The organism is Salmonella sp. A7 (assembly GCF_020181675.1).
Lineage (GTDB): Bacteria > Pseudomonadota > Gammaproteobacteria > Enterobacterales > Enterobacteriaceae > Salmonella > Salmonella enterica.
Window position 1 is genome coordinate 3,838,359 of sequence record NZ_CP084001.1, and the last position, 25,818, is coordinate 3,864,176.

Sequence of the window (25,818 nt, forward strand, 5' to 3'; positions counted from 1 at the left end):
GGGCAGAGCCCTAAGTGGCATACTTAATTTTTTATAATTATCCTTTTAGCCCCAGGTCACCGGCGTTGGTTTGTCGCCACGGGCTTTCATTAATGAGTCGTTATCGATGTCCTGTTTCATTTTCAGGAACTTGCCATACAGCTGTTTTTCAATTTCAGGCTGTTTGCCAATTTGGTTCAGCGTTTCGAACCGATCTTTTTTCAGGTTATAGAGGTATTTAGGTTTATTTTCACGATCGATGATCATTTTCCAGTCACCGTCGCGGATCGCCCACTCATCGGTCGGATCATCCTGGAACGGCATATCAATACCGAAGATCAGCGGCTTATTACGTTTTAACGTTTTCTGCTCCAACAGCGGAACCAGCGATTGCCCGTCGTATGTACGATCAGTCGGCAGTTTGAAATCCATCATGTTCGCCAGCGTCGGCATCCAGTCCAGACCATACACCGGCGTATCGGTAACGACGCCCTGTGGAATGTGTTTACCGTATTTGATAATTGCCGGAACGCGAATACCGCCTTCCCACAGGTTATCTTTACGTCCGCGCAGACCGTCAGTCTCGCCTGCGAGGTTCAGCTCGTAGACTTTACGCGCTTCACGCGTCACCGGGCCGTTATCACTGGTGAAGATGACAATGGTATTATCTTCTTCCCCCATCGCTTTAATTTTATCCAGTACTTTACCGACTTGCGCATCCATATAGCTGATATTGGCGTAATATTCACCGGTACCGCGCCACGGTTTATCCGCCCAGTCGCCGTAGAACAGATCGGGATGCTGCTTCTGGTATTCGCATTGTGAATACATATCGAGGTATTTTTTCGGCGAGGCCAGCGGGCTGTGAACTTCCGTAAAGGCAACGTATAAGAAGAACGGTTTGTCGTCTTTCTTGTTATCTAGCCAGTTCACCACTTCAGAACTGACAAATTCGCCGCTGATGCTATCGGCACGATCAATATGTTTGCCGTTACGCATCCAGCCGGTTGGGTGAACGACGCCGTAACGCGGGCGCTCTTTGGCATTATCCAGCGTAGCATCGGTCACAAAGCCAGCCGGGTTCACCAGCGAGTAATCAAAACCTAACTCTTTCGGCTGCGGCTGATCGGTACGATCGCCCCCGGCGTTGAGATGCAGTTTACCCATCATCGCGGTATCGTAACCCTGCTGTTTCAGCAGATTGGCTATGGTCAATTCGTTACGTCCAATAGAAACATTAGTACCTTCAGGGATCCAGGAGCGTACACCGGTGCGGAAGGGCATACGGCCTGTTAACATCCCGGCGCGGGAAGGAGAACACAAAGGAGCCGGCGCATAGTATTCAGTGAATTTGACCCCTTCTTTCGCCAGGCGGTCAATATTCGGGGTTTTCACTATCTGGTGACCGTAAGTCGCCAAATCACCATAGCCAAGATCATCTGCCACAATAAAAACCAAGTTCGGGCGTTTTTCGGCAGCCGCGTGCACGACAGATATCGTACTTGTCGCACAAAGCGCCAGTCCAATCATGCTGGCAATGACTGTTTTTTTCATTTCAACTCCTTTGATTTTATTTAAAATGAATATCCGACCATATAAATCATCTGGTCTCCATATCCGTCATAACCTAGTTTGTTCGCGAAATAACGATATGTCACAGTAGCTTTCCAGCGGGGATAAAATTTCCATGCCAGTGTTAATCCACCATTTAATCCATTTCGACCGAATTGCTGCTCCGTATAAGCGTCATTTCTATCTAGTTCGATTTCATTCCAGTCAGATAAAACAAAATCTTCACCAAATAAATTAAAATTATAGGCTGCAGTCCAGCCAATAACATAGCCATTCCAGCCGCTTGTCTGCCCATATTTCTGCGAGACATAATCACCAGATTGATTATGCAGACCAATATAGGGTTTGAAGAACCCCCAACTCCCGCTCCAACCTAAATACCCCGCTCCATAAAACATATCGAGGTCATCGCCCCATGAGTTATCCCATTGACCATATATCTTGCCGAAGAAAGTATAATCTGAATCAAAGAGTCGTACATGAGTCATGGCAGAAACAGTATGATTTCTTCCAGCAACAGCGTGATTTAACACGTTGCTTTCAATAAATGAATAGAATTCTGCCTCTTTGAAGTTGACACCAAAGTCAGCAGTTACTTTCCACACCTCCCCACGATGTACATTGACGAATCCACTATTCCAGTCAGCATAACCGGCGTTAATTGATCCAAATGAATTCTTATATTCCAGTGCATGTACAGAATGGCTAAAAACAGTAGATATTGTAAGTAAGAGACTAAATAATACTGTTCGCTTTATCAGAGACATTGAATATATTTCCCATAGTTATATTTTATTCATCAATGAATATGTTTTACTCCGGTGTCAAAGTTTAACCAAATCTAGTTATAGAATAGTGATATAAATCTCACATCACGCAGGATAAAAGTATTTAAAAATAATGTGTCGAGAAATGTTTTTTTATAAAAAATAACTCAATGTTTATTATTAAATCAACACTTCATCTTTTTAGGTCATACCGCAGATTTAGTGTTGTACTAAGCTTTACCTTTTGGATAACTGATAACAAAGATTGATGTGATTTGCCCCGCTGTTCCGTAACTCAGGGAGGGATCCGAAACGGTCATTTCCCCCTCAGGAGTGCAACTCTATCGCTGTAAGCAATACCTGAAAACCTGCCAGCTCAGCCATCACTACAACGGTGCCCTCCATCACACCATTATTGATATGACGATGATTACCTGATCGGTGATGTTCTAAGTATGTATCCTTTTACTAACGACGTAATGAGCGTGGAAATTAGCGGTAACGCTCTGAAGGCGATGATGTCTCATGCAGCCGATCCAAAGAACGGCATGCAGCATGTATCGAAAACGGCCAAATTCAAACACTACAACACAAAACCGCTGGTACAGCGTATTGTCAAATTTGATATCAAAGGTAAACAGGTCGCAGACAGTACATTCAGTACCGTCGCACTGGATTCCTTTATCGGTAAAGGCCGTGGCGGATTTGACTTCACGAAAGGTAAAAATGTCAAAGGCATTAAAGGGCTGTAAACCTCGCAGGAAATTGCTGATTATATGGAACATATCAATAATATCGTTCCGGATCACACCATGCGTGTTGACGACATCAATAAATAAAACAACTCTCATGCGGTCGTTATCCGATGGCGGCAGATTGATATTATCTTCGCGGGAACGGTAATTACCGTTGTCAAAAACCAGAAACTCCACGATACCCGGTTCGCTGCTTTCAACTCAGACACCAGGATAAAGGCTTAACGGCGCGGTGCCATAAGGATTAAGGGTAATAACGGCATGTTTATATGTATTGTCCTCACGAATTTGGTCGAGGAGCTGTTGGTATATGGCGTTATGGTTTTGCACCATCGCGTTATCGGTATCAATTTTCTGATTCATCAGCGCTCTTGGTACAGGCATGACGAGTGAGGACTGTTAATTTACGTACATAATGATCTCCAGACTATACGTTATGAGACTTCTGCAATGCAGAGGCAATTTCTCTGCCCGTCCAACGTAATATTCTGAAGATGTGCAGCATAGTCACTACGTATAACACAATAACAAAAAAATCATAAAAATATTTTATACCGCTATTAACTCATAAAATTTCACCCTGAGAAAGCAAGTCATCATCGAATATTTATTTAGTTCTTTTTACCTATATCCTATAGCATCCATAAGACCGACCAATAGGCCGAAATAAACGTTACACCAGGTAACATAAATTATCATTCAAGCACATAAAAAATGCTTAACCTAAAATCATAGCAACACTTAATAAAATTAAACATAAACGGCAGCAAAATATTATTTTTATGTCCTTTTTTGTGACCAACCGCATTTTCAAATTAATGAATCACAACAGACAATTCTCATCAATTGAATAAAAAATAATGACACACATATTATTTGTCGCTCAAAAAAATGGTTTAAGAATCCTTAAACGACGCGTTATATGCATACCTCATTAAATATTGATAAAACAGGATCAACATGCTTATAAAAAGAACACAAAAACAATAACATTTATTTCACTTAAACAATTTAGCCAATTTAATGACAGTTGATTTCTCAGGCCTGTCGCCCCAACCTATCCTTGCTCATAGCATAGCGGACACGTTGCAACGATGCTGACTATACGGAACAAGTGGGATATCATGGCCTGAAAGCACAAATGGAGTAATCATGAGACAGCATAAAATAAATAATGAGTTTATTTACAATAAATGATTAAGAAAAATCACGTCTTTGAGCAGTAATGCAGCGTTCAAAATAGCATTTATGCGGGCCCGGCGCCTGAGCTATTTAATAGAAAACGCACATCATGAATTGATTATCCGTGAAGGTGTTGCGTACGCCGTTTGGGGGGAACGGGGCAAATTTATCAGCGATACTAACCTGACACAGCCAATTTATCTATTACGCCCCAATCTTAAAAATAGGTTTACAGGAATTACTTATGACCTTACCGAGGCATGGTATAAAAATAAATGAAAAGATCGTTATTGATACAAGCGACCTTCCCCAGCCCTATACCTGTAAAAAACCATACCGACATAAAAATATCATCGCAGTAATCATTTCTATATTTCTGGCGATGCTCGCCTTATTTTATCTTCCAATACGCCTCTAGCGCTGTACGAGAAGATAAGGCGATCACTAAGCGGATATTTTCGGTGGTTATCATCTCTGTTTTTAAGCAACGGAGCACTTAACCACCGTTATTATGCCTCCTTCAGATGTGCATACTATGTTCAGTCATAAATAATCCGCAGCAGCGCCAGCTGTTTGTCCTCATCCAGGTAATGAGGTTCCACCATCGCATACGGTGAAGCGATCGACGTAGTCATATTCTCCACGATAATATGGCGCTCAATACCGTCCTGCCGATGGCAACGCACTTCCAGTACCCCCGTCTCATTCCAGCATCCTGCTTCAACAACCGTTCCCTGAAACCGTATCTGGCTTCCCGCCTGCGCCGCACCGATAACCATGAGCGGCAACCACAACGCGGGCACCACATAGTGTCTGACATGCATAATAAGCCTTCCTGCACTTCTGGTGGCGGTTAATAACGAGAAGCTTTCGCTTCCCGACAAGTGAACACTATCCCTTCGCTTTCTGAATCGCCATTTGCAACATATCCTGAGTCGTGCTTCCCGGGATCACGGTCACCCGTTTTACATCATCGTTTTGCGTCTGAGGCATGACGACAAAAGCAGGCGTGCCGCTAAAATCCATATGCTGCGCCAGTGCCTGGTTAGTGAGGAGCGCATCATGTACTGCACCGCTGCTTTGCGCTTCTTTTACGGCGGTCAACTGCGTCGGCGTTAGATAATGTTGCGCCAGGGTATAGACATCGTGTTCCGTTAACGCGCCTTCCACTTTGCCGGTAGCATACAGGGCATTATGCCAGTCGAGATATTTTGCCCCGCCCTGGGTAAGCCATACCTGTTCGCCGACTCTGGCCGCCAGTCCGGATACCGGCCAGCGGGAGGAAAAAATAGGAAACTCTTTGAAAATAAACCGGGTATCCGGGTTCGCCTTAATCAGGTTTTCGACCACTGGCGCCATTTTGCTACACCACGAGCACTGGTAATCAAAGAACATCACCACCGCCGCTTTTGCCTCGTTGGGCCCAACGGAAGGACTGCTGCTACTGAGCAACTCAGCACGATACTGTAATGCCAGTTGAACATATGCCTGTTGTTGCGCAATCTGCTGACGCTGATGCAATGTCTCGCTGGCGGCAACCAAAAATTCCGGATGTTCGGCCAAATACGTTGCCACCACCTCTCCCACTTTATCCGGATGACTGACGATGTAGGCTTCCGCCGTCGGACCAATTTGCGACGTCGGGGTAGAATCGGCGGCGATTGCCGAGGCGGATACGGCAACGCCTGCCAACGTCAACATCGCCAGTCGGGAAAGTTTTAACGCGTGATAATACATAATAAAAGTCTCGTTCGATAAGATCGGAAAGCCTCCCGCTATCGGGAGACGCCTGAAAAATAGGTTAATGAATACGCGTCAGATCCACGGTTTGCGCTGGCATTACCCGCCCATAGTCATTAATACTTTGCCAGCGCACAGTGCAGCGAACCGTGTGCCGGCACCAGTCCGTTTGACGCGTTGCAAAGGGAGCCACGACCCCGGCGTTGTCCTGGGCGCGCTCGTTAGCGCGTAATAAAAAGAGCGTAACGTAATAGGGTGTCGGATTGCGTACCGTCGCGCCATCGGGGGTAAGCGACCAGATCAGATGCCGGTAGGCCTGCTGCGGATTGCCGGCGAGTCCCTCAGGGCGATAGAGCAATTTTAAAGCCGAACGAAACGCCATTTGTACACGGTTCGCTTCCGGTTTACCGGAGGGAATAGCGGCGATACTCAAGGTAAACAGACTTTCCCTGTCGGCGGGTAGCGGTTCGCCGGTATAAACCACCCGCATTGAATTTTCCTGGCGCGCTGAAAGCATAAATAATGGCGGCGTGACCACGAAGGGCGTGATATTCCCTTCGTTTTTGGTTCCTGGCCAACGGCCACCAGGTAAAATATGCGTATCAATTAACCAGGACGCTTCTGAATGGTTACTTACCGGTACGCTTAATGCCGGGGCGCCCGCATGATAGATAAAGCGAGTACCGCCAATTACCACGCCAGCCTGCGCCCATGATATGGGAAGCAAGCACCAATATATTGCGCAGCGTAAAAAGAACTTATTCATAGGCAAGAATGAAGGTTGCGGAGGCATTGGCATCCCCGGGCGTTACCGTGCCGCCATCGGCAAGATAACGCGCGTAAAATTGCAGATGCGCCGACGCCTGGCCCGGACTGAGCGTCACTACATCACTCTCCTGCCCCAGTGGGATTAAGGTTTTATTTTGATCATAAAGCGCAATCCCAATGCCTGAAGCGTCGCTTTCCCCTGCGGTAAGCGCCAATAAATCCGTATTACGGCTGTCCCCCGCACCGCTAAAACTGACCGTTACGCCGCTGGCAGTGCTGCCGCAGTTTTGTAAATCGATAGCAAAAGGTTGCCATGCGGAACCGTCGCCTGCGCGATAAAACTGCCGTTGAGAAACCGCGCCCATCGCCACGTTAATATTTTCCGAGTCTGGAGAGAGCGAACACGTATTGTCCGTGATGGTTCCGGAGACATAGACCCGGCCATCGTGCGCCTGGACGCCGGATGCCGCCAGCAGCATCCCGATGCCGTACAGGATATCGTTACGCATAATTACGATGGCTCCTCATTCATACTGCATATCGAAATACATGACCGCCGTCGCGTTCCCGGACGTGACCGTAGGCCGGGTCGATTTATAGCGAATATAAAAAGACAGCGTGTTGCGTCCGGCTTTCAACGGATAGACCACTGAGTCGGCATTATTGATACTGATGGTATCCTGATCATCATTCAGAATTTCCACCCCTACCCCGCTTGCTAACATGTTTCCGCTTCCCATCCCGGTATCGGTTATCGCCAGTAGCGCGGGATTGTCCGGATCGGGTTCGCCGGTAAACCAGATCTTCGCCCCGGCAATTCCTCGGGAACAATTTTTGAGGTTGATATTAAAGGGCTTAAATTTTGTCGTTGTTCCTGTCGAAGGAAAATCGCCGACCGCAAACTGCCCTAAATCAATACTTTGACTGAGGCTGGAAATATCTATGTCGCAGGTTTGCGCCACAATAGTGCCGGTAAATTCGAGGTTATAAGCGAGGTCGTCAGCGCTGGCATTGATTTGTGGACACAGCATCAGTCCCATGGCAAAAAGAGCGCAGTGTGATCTGTTCATTTAGTCAAAGTCCACTCGCAGGCTGGCCAGCGCGGTAAACGCCCCTTCCGCTGGCGTTTCGCCTGTTGTACTCACCGGGTAGGCTTGCAATGTGATGTTAGCGCGTCCGGCGCTATCGGTGATAAAAGGCGCGACGCTCTGTGCATCATTGGGGATAAGCGCGTTTCCTTCATCGGTTTCGACCACTACGCCGACATCCGCATTATCCGAAGCGATAGCCTGGGGAACGTGGCTATCCGGCGTAGCGATAAGACGCATCGTTAAATTGACCTGCGAATCCAGGCCGCTGCACTTTACCGGTACGCTAAATTTTTTCGCTCGTACCCCCTCCGGCTTTTGGCCTGCATGGTTGAAATTGCCACTGTACAATGCGCCGAAATTCACCAGAATCGTTTGTCCGGCGTTGATTTCGCAACTTTGCGGTACGGTCACCGTTCCACTATAAAGAATGCTGTACACGACATCTGTCAGCGGATCGCCTGCGGCGGTCATGACATAAACATTGAACATAGTCTTAGGACTAATATTCACCGTGCCGACGAACGGTTTAACAATTTTGAGCTGAAACTCCAGATTTGAGTCACGAACGTAAAACGGTTGACCCGCTTTCACATTTTCATCATATCCCATCAGGACATTGTTCATTGGCGGATAGATATCGCCCGCCGAAGAATCCTCAATTCGCATTCCGCCTTCAAGATAGTCCGGGTCCAGCTTTAAATATTTCCAGTTACCGCTCGTTTCTACGATCGGATATGGCGACACATAGGAGCGATAAGTCTGGCTATTGGTCGCCGCGCCGGCGGGACACACCGCCTGTACATTAACTTCCTGGCTTTTTTCCAGTTGAACCGTCTTTCCCACCTGGTTTTGTTCTGCCGTCAGAGTGGTCGTTAAATCGTAATTAATACTGGAAGGTACACCGTTAACGTTTTTACACACGTCTGCGAATGCGTACTGCGATACGACACTTCCCACCAGCAGAGCAAATAAAAGAGGTATTTTCATTTAATGACACTCCGCATGTTGTCGACTCAGAATCTGACGGGAGGAAGAGAGATGATAGGACGCGACACACTGTTGATCCGGCAGGTTCCCCCAGCGAACGTGCAGAATGCCTTGCGCTGACAACCCGGAAAGATAGACTTCCCCGGCCTCGTCAACAATCGCCTCCGCATGACGATCATTCACCGTCACCGTTGCGCCAAAGGGGACAGGCTTACCGTTATGATTCAGCGTTACCAGGGCACGCGCGCCGACTCGCGCTTTAAAGCGGGCCAGAACCAGCGCACCTTCGGTCGGCACAACGCGAGTCACCGCGTCATCAATATCGACATCATCAGCCATCGCGTTAACGTCCAGCGCCATACGGTTTTGGCGATATGTTGTCGCATACGGCACCACCGCATAGCCACGCGCGTCCGTATGAATACCCGGCTGGTCGACAACGCCGACGTTGGCTGCGCCCGGCGCGGCAATCAAAATATTGGTATTGCCCAGCGGCTGGCTTAGCGTCACTCCATGCGCGTGCGCCACCAGGCCGCCGCTCAGGCCATAATTCACCTGCTGGTAATCGCCGTTATCGCTAACGTTATAGCCAATGTTGGCGTTGCCTTTCGCCCCATCGTATTCCAGGCTGGCGGAGCCGCTTTCGCCAATACCGTGATTCTGATAACCTTGCTGTATGTTGTAACTAAGATTGTTTTCGTCCAGCAGTGTGCCGCTAAGGCCCGCATTCTGCGTAACGTTATGCTGTTTATCCGTACTGGTGCTAAAGGTAGCGTAAACATTGTGATGGCGCGTAACCTCATCATCGTGTTGCAGCCATTGACTTAGCGGCACCGAGATATTCAGCGCGAAAATTTGATCGCGCTCCGCATCGCCTGCGGATTTGTTATTGTTATAAGAAACACTCCATGCAATACCCGCCAGCGTATCGCTGTATCCCACCTGCAACAAAGAATCCTTTTCATCAGTGTGCCAGTAACTTTGCTGACTGCCGGTAATAAAAAGCGATCCCAACCCGCCTAGCTGTTGATTGATATCGAGTTGTACTTTCCCCCTCCTGGTACAATAAAGATTGTAATAATCCGCCCATTCCGGCCTGCTTTTATCGCTGTCAGTCCGACTGTCATCGTCATAGCCGCTCATCCGTTTCCACGTGGTATTATCCAGCGTATAAAAGCCCGAGGTTGAATAGCGATAGCCCATAAGCTGTAAATTGGTTCCTGACTGTGCAAGCGATTTGGCATACAGGAAACGCAGCGATTGCCCCTGGTAGGTGTTATTATCCGCCAGCGTACTGGTAGCCTGGGTGACATCCAGCGACACCGCGCCCCAGTCGCCCAGATTTGCGCCGCTGCCGATCGCCAGCGCGTGATAATGACTGGAAAGTTGTGTTCCGCCATACAGCGTAAAACCATGCGGTAACCCCCATATCAAGGTCGCCTGACTGAATTTCACCTTCTCTTTTTGACTACTATCGCTGCGATACTCCGCCACCGTCGCCGCATACTTCAGCCGCCCTTCTCGTTGTAGAATCGGCACGGCGGAATAGGGCACGTTATAGCGATTAATAGAACCGTCGGACTCTTTGACTTCCACAGTCAAATCGCCGTTGGCGGCGGTAGGATAGAGATCATTAATAGTAAATGCCCCGGGCGGCACATAGCGCTGATTGATGATGTAGCCGTTTTGCCGAATGGTCACTTGCGCGTTGCTTCTGGCAATGCCGTGAATGGTCGGCGCGAAGCCCTTCATGCTGTCTGGCAACATATTGTCGTCAGACGCCAGTTGTAGCCCGCGAAAAGGAAGGCTGTCGAATAATGCGGAGGGGGTATAACTATCGCCTGCCGTCAGTTCTCCCTGCAAAAAGACCACATCACGTTCCAGATAAGTACTGATGTGCTGCCAGTCGCTGTCGCTATTCTGATCGCCGCTATTCGCGTTCCATGTGGAGTAGTCGCGTAACCGCCAGGCCCCCAGATTAAGGCCGCTATTCAATCCAAGAAAATAGCTGTTCTCCGCACTGCCGCCTGGGCTCCGATCCTGACTATTCGCGCCGGTAAAGGTGTAATTCAATAGCAACGCGTTAATACCTTCATCCCAGTATTGCGGTGGGATATAGCCTCTGGCGCTGGCAACCATCGCCGCCTGCGGGATGCTAATGTCGAGACGTTGCTGCGCAAAATCAAAGCGGGTCCGGGCGGCCGGTATCGCACTGGCGAGATCCGGGCAACTTCCCGCCGCCGCCTTCGCCAACAGTGGAAACGCCCCGGTGTTTACCCCCATATTTTTAAGCATTTCAGGCGTCAGGCAGGCGCGTAATCCGCTGTCATCGGTGGGCGCGCTTTTTCCCGTCGTCTTCACCGCCTGGAAGGCAATGTCTCTGGTCGCGAGAAACGTATTGTTCAGGTAAACGTCAACGCGATACATCCCCGCTGCCTGGGCATTACGGGAAAAGGTCGATAAGTCGGCCACCGCAGACGGGTCGTCAGACAGAAATGCCGGGTTGAAATAGTTTTCCGCCCACCCCGGCGCTGGCGCCAATGCGATAGCCAACGCCAGCGGGGTTAATACGAGTTTAGCTACGCTGGAGTAATATCGCGTCATGAAAAGCTGATTACGCATAACATCATGAAGCTGGACAAACGCGTGCTGGCGTCGTTGCGCCAAAATCGTTTACCGTGCGCAAAGATACCTGGCCGGGCGTCGCCGGGAGAGTGATCGCGCCTTTCGGCGGTACCATAGTATTCGGCAGTTTTTTCCCCGCGCTGTACAGTTCAACCATCGAAACGTAGTACGGCGAAGGGTTAGTAATCGTTAGCTGGCCGCGCTCGTTACGGCAGCGAAGCGTCGACGGGGCATGAGCTGGCGCCTCCGCCAGATTTTTCGGGCGGATAAATAGCTTAATCACGCTTTGCGTCGCAATTTGCAGGGAGTTGCCGGTCAATTTATTTTTATCGACAGAGGGTATCGCTTTACTGTTTAAATAAAATACGCTTTCGCGATCGGTCGGTAATGACGGCCCGACATACATAATACGTAATATATTTTCTTTTTTAGGCTGGATCACAAAGAGAGGCGGCGTAATGATAAAATCCGTCGAGCGTGAACCATCGGCATTGGCGACCCATGACTGAATTAAAAAAACATTGCTGGCAGAAGAATTAATAATCGGCAAGGAGGTTTGCTTACTTCCCTGCGGATAAATCACCCTGGTCGCGCCCAGCGCAATGCCTCCCGCCTGCGCGGCAAACGACAGGCCGGCCGCCGACAGCAGTAGCAATAATCGAAGGAAAATCGGTACGTTTTTTTTCATCTGCGTAATATCCTGATGCCGTCGGTTTGTTACGCGCAGTGACGCGCGTAACTCCCCTTTCTCGCCTCCCAACAGACGAGAAAAAAATCCCGATAAGGAATCAGGAATAAACCATGCTAAATGTCGCCGTCGCGGTAACATTACCAGCAGTCGCCGTACCGGTAGCGATATAATCCACGCTAAGCGGAATAACGTTTTCGCCATCGTTCAAGGTAACAGTACTGGACGATTCACCGATATTCAGCGCCTGGCCATCTGGTCCATAAAGTTGTAATGCCACATTCGTCGCCGAACCTGCCCCAGCGGTATTCGCCAGCGACCCCGGCTGGTTTGCGTCCTGTTGGCCATTAAAAATCACCGCCGCATTCTGGCTGGTCTGAGTATCGCAGTCTTCCAGTTTAATGGTGAAATCTTCTTTTTGATTCGCCACCATACCGGCCTCGGTTAATTTACTGGCGCGAACCTGGCCTAATGTCACGGTCTGATCGACAGAGTCAGCGGAAACAGAACAGGCAGCGTCAACGACCTGTCCGACAAAATTTACCGTACCGCCAGTGACGGTTGTAGTATCCGCTTGCGCGGTGGACAACATTCCGCCAAAGGCAATTGCAGAGACCATTAATGCTAGTACAGGCTTTTTCATTCAAGCTCCTTTTAAATATAAAAATGAGGGTAATCAGATTTTTTTAACGAAACGGCTGCTGATATTTCTTCACAGCAATATCACGACTTTTTCTTATGCGAAAAAAAGTGTCTTCTTGTTCTGATATAAATGTCAGAAGCAATAAAACAGCCACTCAACGTCGTGAGTTAATCTTTACGTTATAATGAGATAACGATGTTATTAATTATTAGCAAGCCAACGGCAAGTTGCAATCATCGACATTTGGTTTTATAGGACCAGGCATAACTTATTGTTTTATATTAACTTTACACCAGTCGTTCGGCCTATCTCCTTTAGCCATATTGACTTTTTAAAAATAACCTTCATAACAACCTTCAGTAAAACATTCTATTAACGATATCAGGCAAATTCAGTCGAGATATGTAAATATATCGTTGCGTATAGTACATTAATACGCCACTGGCAGTTTTCCGAGCGCCGTCAGCCGCCCATTATCAATATGGATATACCCGCCTTTTTTTAGTTCAGACAGAATCTTCATGGTCCGACTGCGCGATATCCCGGTACGCCGTTGAATAAAATTCAACACGATAATGCTTTCCCGGTAGGCCTGTGGATAAGCCCAGATTTCAGTCAGCAGCGCCCGAACTTTCAGATAAGAATCGACGCCGACTAATTCACGATCGCGCGCGCTCATCACCATCAGACGGTAAGCCAGACAACGGGCCACGTCGTGCCACAAATCGCATTCATCGGCGATTTTTATAAAATCCGGCAGGCGAACAAATCTACCGGTACAAACCGTTTCTGCGAGCAAAAAGTGTTCCGGTCGCGCGGGGACATTATAGGTAGCGCCATAGCTGTCAACCATACCCACGACCGATGGCGCAAACGATGAAGATATATGGAGTCGTTTGTCATTATGACAGAAAGAAACAACGCCAGACTCCAGTAATACAATGTAGTGTTCATCATTTGCCTGTAAATAAAACTCATCGCCGATACCCAGCGTAAACGGTTGACCAAATGGCAACAAGGCCGAAAATAAGGCATCAATCGCCGCGTGAGGTTTAGCCTGCTGAGAAAAAAGAAAAGAGTGTAATGAATTCTCATTATTATCTTTAGCAAAAGCGTCGTTCATCATTTTTTCATTAACGGTTATCTACTCAATGTAGCGCCACAGTATAACCTCTCAAAAAGTACTTAAATTAATAATAAATAACATCGCTATGCAGTATTTCTGTATTCACAAGGCACTAATACGCAATATTTTTAAGATTAAGACAATTCTTAATACAAAATGATTACAGAAAATTAATAACGAATTACGCATAAAGAATGGGAGGTCAGGGGGCGCAAGAAAAGAGATTCGAAAGAGCGCGCCTTCGAATCTCAAACTAATAGTCCAGATTAATGCAAATAAGCAGTGATATTATCTGAAATAGCGTGGAGCAGCATAATACTCTACCATTTTATCCGCCAGCCAGCCGCCGTCTTCACCGTTAGAATGGATTGTCGTAATACTGATAGTAGAACCACCGCCCCATAAGATCGAAAAGACGTTAAAGTCCGGTAGGTTCAGCGCCTGCATCTGGCCCCAGTCATACCCTTTATCTTTACGTAAAAAGTCGCCGACGGTCGGGACGCCGTAAGTCGCGCTATTTAAGGCCGTATTGAGTAGCTGCAAAGAGAGCGTGTCAGGATCGCTGCCAATGCGGGCGTCCCCCATAAAAAAGGTTCCGCCGGATGCAAAGTGCGCAGCGCTGATTTTACTGACGCCCTCTTCTACTGTAGGCATATGGCCGCCAGGGATTTGCCACAGCATGGCGGGCGTCAGCAGCGCTTTAGTCACCTGTTTGACCATCGCCAGGTAATTAAGCCAGCATGTCGCATTCCAGCCATAGTGGGCAAGCGCATCAGGACTGAAACAGTCACGCTCAAATTTATCAAACGCAATAAAGTCCGGCGCATATTCTCCGCTATAAACGCCCAGTTCATGAATAAATTCGGCGATCGCCTGCCCTTCAGCTACCGGATCAGCGGTATCGCGCAGCACCCAGTCCGCCGTTCCTGTCGCCCAGACATTCGTCTGCCAGCCAAAAGCCACATCCGGGGCAAACTGACGAACAAGATAGTTCACCGCCTGAATATAGCCGTAGAGATCGTCGCTAAACGTCGGCAACGAAGGCGCGATAAAGCCAGCCATCGCCGGTAATGCTTGTATCGCCGCCGCCAGTTGGGTATTCACCGGCACGCTGTTTTTTTGCCGTACTACGGTATAGCCATACGGTCCTTGCTGTAGCGCCCCCAGAAAATCCGGGTTAAGCACAAAGGTGGCCGGGACAGGATGCGTCTCATCTTTGTATGACTGCGCCGCCAGACACTGGGTAATAAAGTTACCAAAATGGTTACGTAGCTTTTGCGCATCCTGTAAATCCGCCAGGGCGCTACCGCCGCTGGCATTCGCGGTATAAATAACCATTACCGGCATGACGCTACGCCCGGCTTCTTTTTCTATCTGGCGCACCAGCGCAACGGTTTTATGGATCGGTAACGTCGCGTAATCCAGAAAACCATCCCCGTTCACGTCAACCTCCGCGGCCGGAACCGGATCGCCGCCGCCGTCAAAACCATCGTATTTAAACAACGCGCTAAACGGTATATCACGATAAAGAGAAACCGTCTCTGGCGCGTTAACCGTCACGCCGCCATGAGCAAGGTAATCAGGCCAACCTTTTACCTGTAGCGTCACGCCGGGCAGAAACTCCAGCGCCACATGGTTGACCTTTTGCAACAACCGTAGCGGCCCGGCCTGTTCACAGCGCCACGGCACGCTGTCGATGAAAATGTCGTCCGTCTGAACATCATACAGCCCGGGCGCAAAGCGTAATGCCAACGTCTGCCGATCGCTACCGCTCTCCAGCATTAATGAGTATTGATATTTACCGCTGCTGAACAGATAACGCTGCGGCGCGACGCCATCAGGCAGGCCCAGTAGAGTGGCATCCACCGTCACGAAACTCGCCGTGTCGATCGCTGCCTGCTGGTAAGCGACAGCAACCTCGGCAACCTGCGCCGCAGCAGGGATAAAACCCGTAAGCTGTATGGGTGCCGATATAAAGCGGTTATTAATCATCGCAGGCTGCAGATTGACCGTATAATGATGCCCCGCCAGTAGCCGGGTGATTAACTGCGGTTGGTTGGCGATAAGCGTGACGGTACGCTCATCCGCTTGCGTAGCATCGGCGATCTCAACGGTCAATTTCGCATTACCAAGCGCAGGGGCGTCAATCATCAGACGCGCGCTGGCATAACGGACAATCGGCAGACAGGATACCTGGACCTGCGCGGCGGCATCGCCGGTTTGCAGCGTAACGGTAAAAGAGGACTCGACTGGCGCGATTTGCATCTCATCATTCGCCAGTACCGGTACGGTAAGCCGATACGTTCCTGCGCTAAGATCGCCTATTGTCAGCACCTCTCCCCACTCACCGACAAAGCGCCGGGTTTCGCCGGCAGGAAACAGCAGCTCAATCGTCGGTTTAAGCGCCACGGTCTGCGTCATGGCAGGAAAATGAACGCAAATTTTTCCCTGACGGGCAGGGTCATGGGCCAACGTCACGCTCAAATCGCTGATGGCAACTGGCATCTGCGTGGCGGCCAGATAGCACTGTAATTCGGCGGTATCTCCCGCCGCCAGCATCAGCGCGCCGTCATGATTAATGGTGATGGTATTCTTCTCGATGGGCCATCCCCCATCGCTGGCCAGCGTCACGGCCTGATTCCCCAGCATTGTTCCCTGAAACGGACTGTAGGGATCGGGGTGCGCGCTGGCCGTAAAATTCAGTTGAAGCTGATTGAGATCTACCGCCTGAGCGTAGAGGTTGGTCAGCGTAAAGGTGACGCGTTGATACCAACTCGCGGTATTCAACTCGCTAACGTTAAGCGTAAGGCCGCGTCCCTGAAGGTCATTGTCCTTTTCCGGCACATCGGGTTCGGCGGGTTGTTCGTCTGCGGCGGGTATCGCTGGCGTCTCCTGATCGGATGGAGTTTCAGACTCTGCGTCTTCGGATGACGATGACGCCAGCGTCAAGGTGATGGCGGACATTTTTACCGGCACCTGCGTCGCCGCGAGGCTGAAAGAGAGCGTCCCGCGTTCGCCCGGCTGAAGAAGTAAGGCATCGCTGTTATTAATGATGATGTTGTTAGTTTCCAGCGTGCCATACGAACTCTCATTCAGCGTAAGCGGCAGATTCCCTTTGAGCGTACCGCCGCTATTTCCCCATGGATCGATGTGCCCGGAGGCCGTGAACGATATTGCGGCATGGTTCATATCGACCGCATTACCGCTCTCATTAATAAAGGTTAAGGTGATTTTTTGATACCAGCTGTTGACGTCAAATGCGCTGGCATGGATGGAAATGGTCATGGTCTACTCTTCCTCTGTCCCTGGTGGAGAAAAGCCCCGGTAAACCGGGGCTTGAATCATGAAGCCCAATACAGCGTGCTTAATGCCGTGTATTAGTAAGCACCAAGATCGGTCCATGCACCGCCGACACCGCAGTTCAGGTCAGGCTGGTTGCCCATAGACCACCATTTCACCTGATAGTTATGGCCTTTCCAGCTAACGATTTCGAAAGAACCCCAGTTTGCTCCATAAACGGTCAAAGCATCCCACTGCGCGTAAGGTGACGTTTTGTCATCTGCTGGCGTATCATCCTCAGCTGGCGTGGTATCTTCTTCCTCGTCCGGTACAGGAACGATAATCTCTTCTTCCTCTTCCGGTTCCGGTTGAACCTGAGATAGCGCAGGCACAGCCGTCAGAACAAAGCGCTGTTGAGAGGACGGTTCGTTGTAGCAGTCGCGTACAAACAGGGTGAACTGAAAGGCTGTTTTTTCGCTAACTTCCGGTACCACAACCTCAATGATTTCTGCCGTTTTGTCTGCCACAGCGATTTGAGAAGGCACGCCCCAGCTAAAGGACAATTCATCACTATCTTCATCAGAAGAACCTGCGCCAGACAGCTGTACCGTAGATCCGCCTACGACCAGCAGTTCAATCGCCGCTTTCGGCGCGTGGTTGACTTTCTGCGCGTCGTCGCTATCGCTCTGTTCTTCACCATTTTCTACATTGATACCTTCGAAGTAGAACGGTTCCATATCAATAACTTCAGATTCGATTTCATAACCCAGACCTTCACGCACGGCGTTAACCAGCACGCCGTTGTCCTGATCGATAGTCCAGGTAAACACGCCGCCCAGGCCCAGTTTCGCTGCATATTCGCCTTTTGCTTTGACAGTACGCGGCGTATCCAGGGATAAAAACAGTTTGGATTCCGGGCTATACAGGTAGTCAGCGTCAGCGACCTGGTCGGTGTAAACGTTGAAACCGTTACGACCTTTCTGGTTTTCCAGATCCAGGTAGCTATAAATGACGTCATACCATTCGCTGGTGCCGGATTCGAAAGAACCTGTAGTGTCACCTGTTCCCGGGTTATAAGAACCTTTCAGCGGCGACAGGGATTCAATTTCTGCCTGACGAGCGTTACGGGTATAGCCGGCATAACCGATGTTGATACGGTCAGCGGAGAAACCTTCCGCCAGCAGGTGATCAACGATGGTTTCGACAGCCCAGCCGCCCTCTTCCAGCGCTTTGCGGTTGGTGTGGTGGCCCAGCGTTTCCGCCCACGGCGTACCGAAGAAGTCATAGGTCATCAGGTTGATGCCATACAGGCCGGCAGCCAGCAGATCTTTTACTTTAGCGTGATCAAAAATCGTGGTCACTGCGGAAGCAGCGATAGAGATCTTCACATTGCTCAGACCAGCGGAATCCAGCTGTTTACGCAGTTCGGCAATCAGCAGCGCGTAGTTAGCGCCATCTTCCGGACCAAACGGGTTGCCCGCCCCTTCATCGTTCGGGTATTCCCAGTCAATATCCACTTCGCTGAACATCGGGAACTGTTTGAACAGTTTCACCACGCCTTTGGCGAAGATTTTACGAGAAGAGTCAGAAGCGGCGGTTTCGTGGAACCCGTTACTCATGCTCCAGCCGCCGATACTCATGGAGAGCGCCAGCGTGTGACCTGCGGCTTTCGCTTTTGCCTGCATATCACGCAGTGCGCCCAGCATACCTTTGGCGTTAGCCTGGGTCACGGTTTTCGGATCAACATCCCAGCCGCTGGTTTCAAAACCCAGGTTGATATAAGACTGGAAATCGCCCCACGGATCGAGGAAGGTCGGCTCATATTTCACTTTGCCGCACTGTGCTGCCGCTTCTGCTACGACATCGCGGTTTTCTTTATCAATTTTTCTGAAACCGGTGATGCCAACAAAGCCGAAAATCAGTTTGTCATAAGCCGTCGGTGAAACGTTGGTTAAATCATAACCACGGCCCGGTTGGGACATATTGCCTTGCAGACGGCTGTCATACTGTGACCAGTCGGTGTAATAACCGAATACCTTCGGTTTAGTCGTGGAATTTTTATATTTATTGTATACCGGTTTCGCAACACGAGCGGAAGTATAGCTTATTTTATCATCGCTTGTTGCAGGGTCAAAACCATTCGCTGCATGGGTAGTTTCAGTAATTGTATCGCCTTGAATCAGTTTGCTTGTAGCCATTTTCAAATTTCCTTTTACGTTTCAAAATTGTCGCAGCTCGTTCTGCGGGGTCCATAATCGTTACAGGCATAAAAAATAGCTAATCACAAAACATCATCTTTTTAGATGATATAAAAATCATAAAAATGAGGTTAACAACACCGTCTACCGAAGAGAAAACAACACCTCTCAGCGCCCGCTTAGTCCGTTCTGGTGAGAACATAGTAAATATCATTTATCATGTAATTAAATATCATTTAATTACAATGAAATAATGTGATTACACTCGCTATAGACAATGACAATACAATAAAACCAGTGACATTTATTGGATTAAGACATTTCTCATACAATATAGTCACCACAGACAACCAGGATGTACATTTCTAAAGGAAGACGTTATGAAAACTTATATCATTAATAGCAACTGCATTTACAATGAAGGTAAATATGAACTGAGGACGGTCTCAAATTCACAGGTTATTAAAATGACTGCGATGAGAGCCAAATGTCTCAGTTTCATCATCGAGAATGCTCATCTGGAGATTATCGAGCGACAAAAAATAACCACCGCGTTATGGGGAAGTCGAAGCCACTATGTTAATGATGCAAATCTAACGCAGATTCTCTATTTAATCAGACGTGACCTTAAAGCGCTTGGTATTAACGATCTTTTTATTACCATTCCAAGACAAGGCCTCAAAGTTAATAGTGATATCGCCATTATCGCGACGGATAGCGAAACAAAGGGAAGAAAAAAACAGATTGTACGGCAAACCATCGCTGCCCTGACGACCGTATTTTCAGTAACGTTAGGTTCTCTCATGTATCTGCATATTCACTAAGCGAAGGAAAGGGAAGATGAATCCAATTATAGATGGAATTATTGCGCTTGAAGGCGGTTACGTATTTAACCCTAAAGATAAAGGCGGCGCCACCCATTGGGACATTACCGAAGCCACGGCGCGAGCGCATGGCTACGCTGGCGATATGCGGGATCTGACCCGCGCTGAAGCCTACGCGATTCTCGAAGAGGATTACTGGATAAAACCAGGCTTTGATGTCATCTCGACGCTATCGTGGCCAGTCTCCTTCGAGCTGTGCGATGCGGCAGTCAACATAGGCGCTTACCACCCCAGCGCGTGGCTGCAACGCTGGTTGAACGTCTTTAATCACGAAGGTAAACGCTACCCGGATATTCATGTGGATGGCAATATTGGCCCGCGGACGCTTGCCGCTCTCGAACATTATTTGGCCTGGCGAGGCCAGGAAGGGGAAGCCGTTTTGGTGAAAGCCCTCAATTGCAGTCAGGGCACGTACTACTTAAACGTTGCTGAAAAAAACCACAATAACGAACAATTTATTTATGGCTGGATCAAGAATAGAGTGACCTAGACCCGGCTGAAAAAAGACGCGTAAAAGGCTCACGGATGAGCCTGATACTGCGAATGATAATTAATCTGAATTATTTCCTTCGATAATTTTTTTAATCCGCCGCCCAAGAATTTTTAAGATCGGACTCGCGAAAACACCGCCTAAGCCTGCCGCCAACAGAACAATGTTGAAACTGCATTCTTTTTCGATTGCAATCGCGCTTAACAAGAAACTGGTGAAGCAGGAAATCACGATCTGCGTTAAGCAATATTTTATACTTTCATGAGAACTATTATATTCTGTCTTATCTTTGCGTAAAAGATAGCTGACAAAGCCTCCCCACGCGCCAATCGAAATAATAGTGAGTAAGATCTCTAGCTCCAATAGCACAACTTCTGTTGTCGACACATGGTTGGGAATAGACATTTTAACACTCCGAAATCATTATAAATGAATAATTAACACAAGGAGTGTAAGCGCCCTGTCAGAAGGGTAAAAATCAAAGCACATCATTTAAAACCATATTAAATCAAAGAGTAAAAATGAGGTGTATTAGCGACGGAAGGAGGAAAGCGTTTGTAACATACTTACCATCTCATTAATCGTCGATATATTTCTACTATTTTTATTCCAGGATGCATAGACCTGAACTGACTTCAAAGCCAGTTCGGGCGGAGGCTGAATAAATTTAATGTCATATTTACGATGATTTTTATAAAAAAGCGCTAATTTCAAAGGCATCAATGCAATCAATGAGGTTCGTTCGATCATGCTCATCAAACCGTTAAGCGAATCACTGCGATAGCCGACAATACGCCTGCCAGTATAGTAAAGCTCATCCTTAAATAACTCGCTATCATGATATATCACTGAAGCCCCCATCCCCGGCTGATATAACGCATGACGCGAAGAATAAAAATGATGTAGCGATAGCTGTGAGAGGGTACTCAGCATGTGTTTACTGCTACAGATACAAACAAATGATTTAAAACTATCAATAATTTGATTCTCTATGCCGGACTCCAGCAAAGGTTCGGCACCAATCAACAGATCGCCTTGCGCAGTAAACAGAAGTTCGCTGATACGCTCCCGATTCATATTTCTGACAGAGAAATGATTTATCAAAATACGGTCAAAAATATCGCTGTTATAGAGCTGAGAAAGATAATAGCTTTCAACAATATCACTGCCTAATAACGTTATCTGGAACGCTTCATCTTTTTTGCTATTACAGAGAAATGTGTCATCCACCAGTTTCATCACCTGACTGAAATTTTGGTGAATGTCGACAGCCTTAGCTGTGGGGATGAGCCCGCCTTTCCCTCTGCTAAACAGTTCTTCCGGGTAATAACTCTGCAGGCGCTTTAACGCCATAGAGACGGCAGCCGGTGTAATGCCTAGCTTTTTTGCCGCCATAGCCGCATTTCCTGACAAAATAACAGCGTCAAGAATTTTGATTAAATTATAATCAAAGCTCTTGTTGGCACCTTTCGATCCCATTCGCTGTCTGCCTCCGGAAACTAAAAAAAGCAATATAGATAATACTCAAGATAAATCAATTCACAGCATCTAAAAAAGCAATCGTTAATGTCATCACATCACGTTTTTTTAAAGAATAAGCGTATACAAAACTGCTGATTAACATCAATTTGTTTATCAGTAAAAACAAAATATCAACAAATGAGAGGATACGATGCGTTTAACAGAGGCCTGGGCGCGTACAGGCAGAAAAAAGCCCGGATAAACACCCGGGCTGAAGAAAAATACAACGGGAAAAAGATTAGCGAGTCAAATCGTCAAAGAATTTTTTCACGCCGTCAAAGAAGCTTTTTGAACGCGGGCTGTTTTTCTCTCCCGTCGGGCCGCCAAAACTTTCCTGAAGATCTTTTAGCAATTGCTTCTGTTTTTCGCTCAGACCGACCGGCGTTTCAACCACCACACGGCACAGCAAATCGCCCTGCGCGCCACCGCGTACGGACTTCACGCCTTTGCCGCGCATACGGAACAACTTGCCCGTTTGTGTTTCGCTCGGTACTTTCAGCATCACGCGACCATCTAACGTCGGCACTTCAATTTCACCGCCCAGCGCCGCCATCGCAAAGTTGATCGGCACTTCGCAATAAAGATTATTGCCTTCACGCTCGAAAATAGGGTGTTGTTTCACCTGGACCTGAACGTACAAGTCGCCTGCCGGTGCGCCATGCTCGCCCGCTTCGCCCTCGCCTGCCAGACGAATACGATCGCCGGTATCCACGCCCGCCGGGATTTTAACGGACAGAGTTTTACTCTTTTCAACACGCCCATGACCGTGGCATTTATGGCACGGATCTTTGATCAGCGTACCGCGTCCCTGACAGTGTGGGCAGGTCTGCTGTACAGCAAAGAATCCCTGGCGCATCTGTACCTGACCAGAACCATGACAGGTCGGACAGGTTTGCGGTTGCGTACCAGCTTTCGCGCCGCTGCCGTGGCAAACGTCGCACTCCTCCAGCGTCGGAATACGGATCTCTTTGGTCACGCCACGCACCGCTTCTTCCAGGGTGAGATCCATGTTATAACGCAAATCAGCCCCACGCGCCGCACGTTGGCGACCACGCCCGCCGCCAAAGATATCGCCAAAAACGTCACCAAAAATATCACTGAAATCAGCGCCGCCATTAAAGCCGCCGCCAAATCCGCCGCCCATACCGCCTTGTTCAAACGCGGCGTGACCATACTGATCGTAGGCTGCGCGTTTTTGCGCATCGGTCAGCACTTCATAGGCTTCTTTAATCTCTTTAAATTTAGCTTCGGCCTCTTTATCACCCTGATTGCGGTCCGGATGATATTTCATGGCCAGGCGCTTATACGCCTTTTTGATTTCACGCTCTTCCGCTGTTTTGGAAACGCCTAAAATCTCGTAGTAATCTCTTTTCGCCATCTCTTTTTATCTGCCCTTAACATGCATACACGGGCGGAGAGGAAACCTCTTCGCCCGTGCCAGTAATTACCCGTTCAAAGGGCGATTATTTTTTATCTTTTACTTCTTCAAACTCAGCGTCGACAACGTCGTCATCTTTCGCGTTGTTTGCAGAAGCGTCAGCGGAGCCAGCCTGCTGCTGCGCATGTTGCTGCTGAGCGATTTCCATCAGTTTCTGGGAAACCTGCGCCAGTTCCTGCATTTTCGCTTCGATAGCGGCTTTATCTTCGCCTTTCAGGGCAGTTTCCAGCGCGCTCAGGGCAGACTCGATAGCGGTTTTGTCATCAGCCGGCAGTTTATCGCCTGCTTCTTCAACCTGCTTACGGGTGCTGTGCAGCAGATGGTCGCCCTGGTTACGGGTCTGAACCAGCTCTTCGAACTTGCGGTCGGATTCAGCGTTCGCTTCTGCATCGCGAACCATTTTCTGAATTTCTTCCTCGTTCAGACCAGAAGATGCCTTGATGGTGATCTTCTGCTCTTTACCGCTATTTTTGTCTTTCGCGGAAACGTGCAGGATACCGTCAGCATCGATATCGAAGGTAACTTCGATCTGCGGCATACCGCGCGGCGCCGGGTTGATACCATCCAGGTTGAACTGACCCAGAGATTTGTTATCAGACGCACGTTTACGCTCACCCTGCAGCACATGGATGGTTACCGCAGACTGGTTGTCTTCCGCAGTAGAGAACACCTGGCTGTGCTTGGTCGGGATGGTGGTGTTTTTGGTGATAAGCGGAGTCATCACGCCACCCATCGTTTCGATACCCAGAGACAGCGGGGTAACGTCCAGCAGCAGCACATCTTTCACGTCGCCGGTCAGAACGCCGCCCTGAACCGCTGCGCCGATAGCCACAGCTTCGTCCGGGTTAACGTCTTTACGCGGCTCTTTACCAAAGAATTCAGCCACTTTTTTCTGCACCATTGGCATACGAGTCTGACCGCCAACGAGGATCACGTCGTTGATATCAGACACGGACAGGCCAGCGTCCTGCAGTGCGACTTTCAGCGGCTCGATAGAACGGTTCACCAGATCTTCAACCAGGCTTTCCAGTTTCGCACGAGTCACTTTGATGTTCATGTGTTTCGGACCGGTGGCATCTGCGGTAATGTACGGCAGGTTCACGTCGGTCTGCTGCGCAGAAGACAGCTCGATTTTGGCTTTTTCTGCGGCTTCTTTCAGGCGCTGCATTGCCAGCGGATCGTTACGCAGGTCAATGCCCTGATCTTTCTTAAACTCGTCAACGAGGTAGTTGATCAGGCGGGTATCGAAGTCTTCACCACCCAGGTGGGTATCACCGTTGGTTGCCAGAACTTCAAAGGTTTTTTCGCCATCAACTTCGTCGATTTCGATAATAGAGATATCGAAAGTACCACCACCGAGGTCGTAAACCGCGATAGTACGGTTGCCGACTTCTTTATCCAGACCGTAAGCCAGCGCTGCGGCAGTCGGTTCGTTGATGATACGTTTAACTTCCAGCCCCGCGATACGACCAGCATCTTTGGTAGCCTGACGCTGCGCATCGTTAAAGTAAGCCGGTACGGTGATAACCGCTTCAGTTACCGGTTCGCCCAGATAATCTTCAGCCGTTTTCTTCATTTTCTTCAGCACTTCGGCAGAAATCTGCGGCGGCGCCATTTTCTGACCTTTCACATCAAGCCATGCGTCGCCGTTGTCGGCGCCGATGATTTTGTACGGCATGATAGAAACGTCACGTTGAACTTCTTCGTCCTGGAAGCGGCGGCCAATCAGGCGTTTAATCGCAAACAGGGTGTTTTGCGGGTTTGTCACTGCCTGACGTTTAGCCGGCTGACCAACCAGAGTTTCACCATCCTGGGTATAAGCAATGATAGAAGGCGTAGTGCGATCGCCCTCGGCGTTCTCCAGCACGCGTGCCTGCGTTCCATCCATAATCGCTACACAAGAGTTGGTAGTACCCAGGTCGATACCAATAATTTTACCCATCTAAACGTCTCCACTAAAAATTCGGTCATCATGTGGTTGTGAATCTGTAATAAGGGCGAAACGTGCGGTTTCAACTACCCTGAATCGTTTTTTTTCAGACTCACCACTGCGGTTGACTACAAGATGGGGTCGTAACCCACGTC

At 48.7% G+C, this 25,818-nt stretch carries 21 protein-coding genes and 2 pseudogenes; 4 read left to right on the top strand and 19 right to left on the bottom strand.

Annotation, left to right across the window (positions count from 1 at the left end; genetic code table 11):
• Positions 1 to 45: 45 nt before the first annotated feature.
• A complete protein-coding gene (locus LCS67_RS18720) occupies positions 46 to 1,533 on the bottom strand; it encodes a sulfatase (RefSeq protein WP_100521906.1) in 1,488 nt (495 codons plus the stop codon).
• Between the two features lie 20 nt (positions 1,534 to 1,553).
• Positions 1,554 to 2,318, bottom strand: coding sequence for an outer membrane protein OmpK (locus LCS67_RS18725; protein ID WP_000052612.1), 765 nt, complete (start codon positions 2,316 to 2,318; stop codon positions 1,554 to 1,556).
• 455 nt (positions 2,319 to 2,773) lie between these two features.
• Here LCS67_RS18725 and LCS67_RS18730 point away from each other — a divergent pair, with 455 nt between their 5' ends.
• Positions 2,774 to 3,070, top strand: coding sequence for a 5'-nucleotidase C-terminal domain-containing protein (locus LCS67_RS18730; protein WP_001542932.1), 297 nt, complete (start codon positions 2,774 to 2,776; stop codon positions 3,068 to 3,070).
• A gap of 207 nt (positions 3,071 to 3,277) precedes the next feature.
• Here the strand turns inward: LCS67_RS18730 and LCS67_RS18735 are convergent.
• A pseudogene (locus LCS67_RS18735) lies at positions 3,278 to 3,457 on the bottom strand (arylsulfatase); the annotation flags it as partial.
• A gap of 822 nt (positions 3,458 to 4,279) precedes the next feature.
• On the opposite strand from LCS67_RS18735, the pseudogene LCS67_RS22885 reads away from it, so the two are divergent.
• A pseudogene (locus LCS67_RS22885) lies at positions 4,280 to 4,673 on the top strand (transcriptional regulator).
• Positions 4,674 to 4,794: 121 nt separating this feature from the next.
• Here LCS67_RS22885 and LCS67_RS18740 read toward each other — a convergent pair.
• The 12 genes from LCS67_RS18740 to LCS67_RS18795 all read right to left on the bottom strand — a co-directional run bounded on the left by LCS67_RS18740 (position 4,795) and on the right by LCS67_RS18795 (position 19,400).
• Positions 4,795 to 5,079 (bottom strand): hypothetical protein, encoded by a 285-nt coding sequence (locus LCS67_RS18740; RefSeq protein WP_000558466.1) that lies wholly within the window; start codon positions 5,077 to 5,079, stop codon positions 4,795 to 4,797.
• A gap of 67 nt (positions 5,080 to 5,146) precedes the next feature.
• The gene (locus LCS67_RS18745; RefSeq protein ID WP_000291402.1) at positions 5,147 to 5,992 is read right to left on the bottom strand and encodes a DsbA family protein; all 846 of its coding nucleotides are present in this window, start codon (positions 5,990 to 5,992) and stop codon (positions 5,147 to 5,149) included.
• Positions 5,993 to 6,056: 64 nt separating this feature from the next.
• Positions 6,057 to 6,788 carry a fimbrial chaperone BcfG gene (gene bcfG / locus LCS67_RS18750; protein ID WP_001135030.1) on the bottom strand — a complete coding sequence of 244 codons (732 nt, stop codon included), beginning with the start codon at positions 6,786 to 6,788 and terminating at the stop codon, positions 6,057 to 6,059.
• Positions 6,754 to 7,272, bottom strand: coding sequence for a fimbrial protein BcfF (locus LCS67_RS18755; RefSeq protein ID WP_001243228.1), 519 nt, complete (start codon positions 7,270 to 7,272; stop codon positions 6,754 to 6,756). The genes bcfG and LCS67_RS18755 overlap by 35 nt, the downstream gene beginning before the upstream one ends.
• A gap of 15 nt (positions 7,273 to 7,287) precedes the next feature.
• Positions 7,288 to 7,833 (bottom strand): fimbrial protein BcfE, encoded by a 546-nt coding sequence (locus LCS67_RS18760; protein ID WP_001082038.1) that lies wholly within the window; start codon positions 7,831 to 7,833, stop codon positions 7,288 to 7,290.
• Positions 7,834 to 8,841, bottom strand: a complete 1,008-nt coding sequence (locus LCS67_RS18765; RefSeq protein WP_000701256.1) for a fimbrial protein BcfD — start codon at positions 8,839 to 8,841, stop codon at positions 7,834 to 7,836.
• On the bottom strand, positions 8,842 to 11,463 hold the full coding sequence (gene bcfC, locus LCS67_RS18770) for a fimbrial usher BcfC (RefSeq protein WP_080183738.1): 2,622 nt from the start codon (positions 11,461 to 11,463) through the stop codon (positions 8,842 to 8,844).
• Between the two features lie 4 nt (positions 11,464 to 11,467).
• On the bottom strand, positions 11,468 to 12,154 hold the full coding sequence (gene bcfB / locus LCS67_RS18775; RefSeq protein WP_000742551.1) for a fimbrial biogenesis chaperone BcfB: 687 nt from the start codon (positions 12,152 to 12,154) through the stop codon (positions 11,468 to 11,470).
• A gap of 100 nt (positions 12,155 to 12,254) precedes the next feature.
• Complete coding sequence (locus LCS67_RS18780) at positions 12,255 to 12,797, bottom strand: fimbrial protein BcfA (RefSeq protein ID WP_000743357.1); 543 nt, start codon at positions 12,795 to 12,797, stop codon at positions 12,255 to 12,257.
• Between the two features lie 430 nt (positions 12,798 to 13,227).
• A complete protein-coding gene (locus LCS67_RS18785; RefSeq protein WP_000980522.1) occupies positions 13,228 to 13,923 on the bottom strand; it encodes a winged helix-turn-helix transcriptional regulator in 696 nt (231 codons plus the stop codon).
• A gap of 288 nt (positions 13,924 to 14,211) precedes the next feature.
• Positions 14,212 to 17,208, bottom strand: a complete 2,997-nt coding sequence (locus LCS67_RS18790; RefSeq protein ID WP_031570575.1) for a hypothetical protein — start codon at positions 17,206 to 17,208, stop codon at positions 14,212 to 14,214.
• Positions 17,209 to 17,300: 92 nt separating this feature from the next.
• Positions 17,301 to 19,400, bottom strand: a complete 2,100-nt coding sequence (locus tag LCS67_RS18795; RefSeq protein ID WP_000235809.1) for a glycosyl hydrolase family 18 protein — start codon at positions 19,398 to 19,400, stop codon at positions 17,301 to 17,303.
• A gap of 380 nt (positions 19,401 to 19,780) precedes the next feature.
• Between LCS67_RS18795 and LCS67_RS18800 the strand changes: the two genes are divergently transcribed.
• Together LCS67_RS18800 and LCS67_RS18805 are read left to right on the top strand one after the other, a co-directional pair.
• Positions 19,781 to 20,224, top strand: coding sequence for a winged helix-turn-helix domain-containing protein (locus LCS67_RS18800; RefSeq protein WP_000860681.1), 444 nt, complete (start codon positions 19,781 to 19,783; stop codon positions 20,222 to 20,224).
• Positions 20,225 to 20,240: 16 nt separating this feature from the next.
• Positions 20,241 to 20,774, top strand: a complete 534-nt coding sequence (locus LCS67_RS18805) for a glycoside hydrolase family 108 protein (RefSeq protein WP_225090900.1) — start codon at positions 20,241 to 20,243, stop codon at positions 20,772 to 20,774.
• Positions 20,775 to 20,834: 60 nt separating this feature from the next.
• On the opposite strand, the gene LCS67_RS18810 is transcribed toward LCS67_RS18805, so the two are convergent.
• The 4 genes from LCS67_RS18810 to dnaK all read right to left on the bottom strand — a co-directional run bounded on the left by LCS67_RS18810 (position 20,835) and on the right by dnaK (position 25,675).
• Complete coding sequence (locus LCS67_RS18810; RefSeq protein ID WP_000026889.1) at positions 20,835 to 21,179, bottom strand: phage holin family protein; 345 nt, start codon at positions 21,177 to 21,179, stop codon at positions 20,835 to 20,837.
• Between the two features lie 126 nt (positions 21,180 to 21,305).
• Positions 21,306 to 22,253 (bottom strand): LysR family transcriptional regulator, encoded by a 948-nt coding sequence (locus tag LCS67_RS18815; protein ID WP_000534916.1) that lies wholly within the window; start codon positions 22,251 to 22,253, stop codon positions 21,306 to 21,308.
• A gap of 280 nt (positions 22,254 to 22,533) precedes the next feature.
• Positions 22,534 to 23,673, bottom strand: a complete 1,140-nt coding sequence (gene dnaJ, locus LCS67_RS18820) for a molecular chaperone DnaJ (RefSeq protein ID WP_001119009.1) — start codon at positions 23,671 to 23,673, stop codon at positions 22,534 to 22,536.
• Between the two features lie 85 nt (positions 23,674 to 23,758).
• On the bottom strand, positions 23,759 to 25,675 hold the full coding sequence (dnaK, locus tag LCS67_RS18825; RefSeq protein WP_000516126.1) for a molecular chaperone DnaK: 1,917 nt from the start codon (positions 25,673 to 25,675) through the stop codon (positions 23,759 to 23,761).
• Between the last annotated feature and the right edge of the window lie 143 nt (positions 25,676 to 25,818).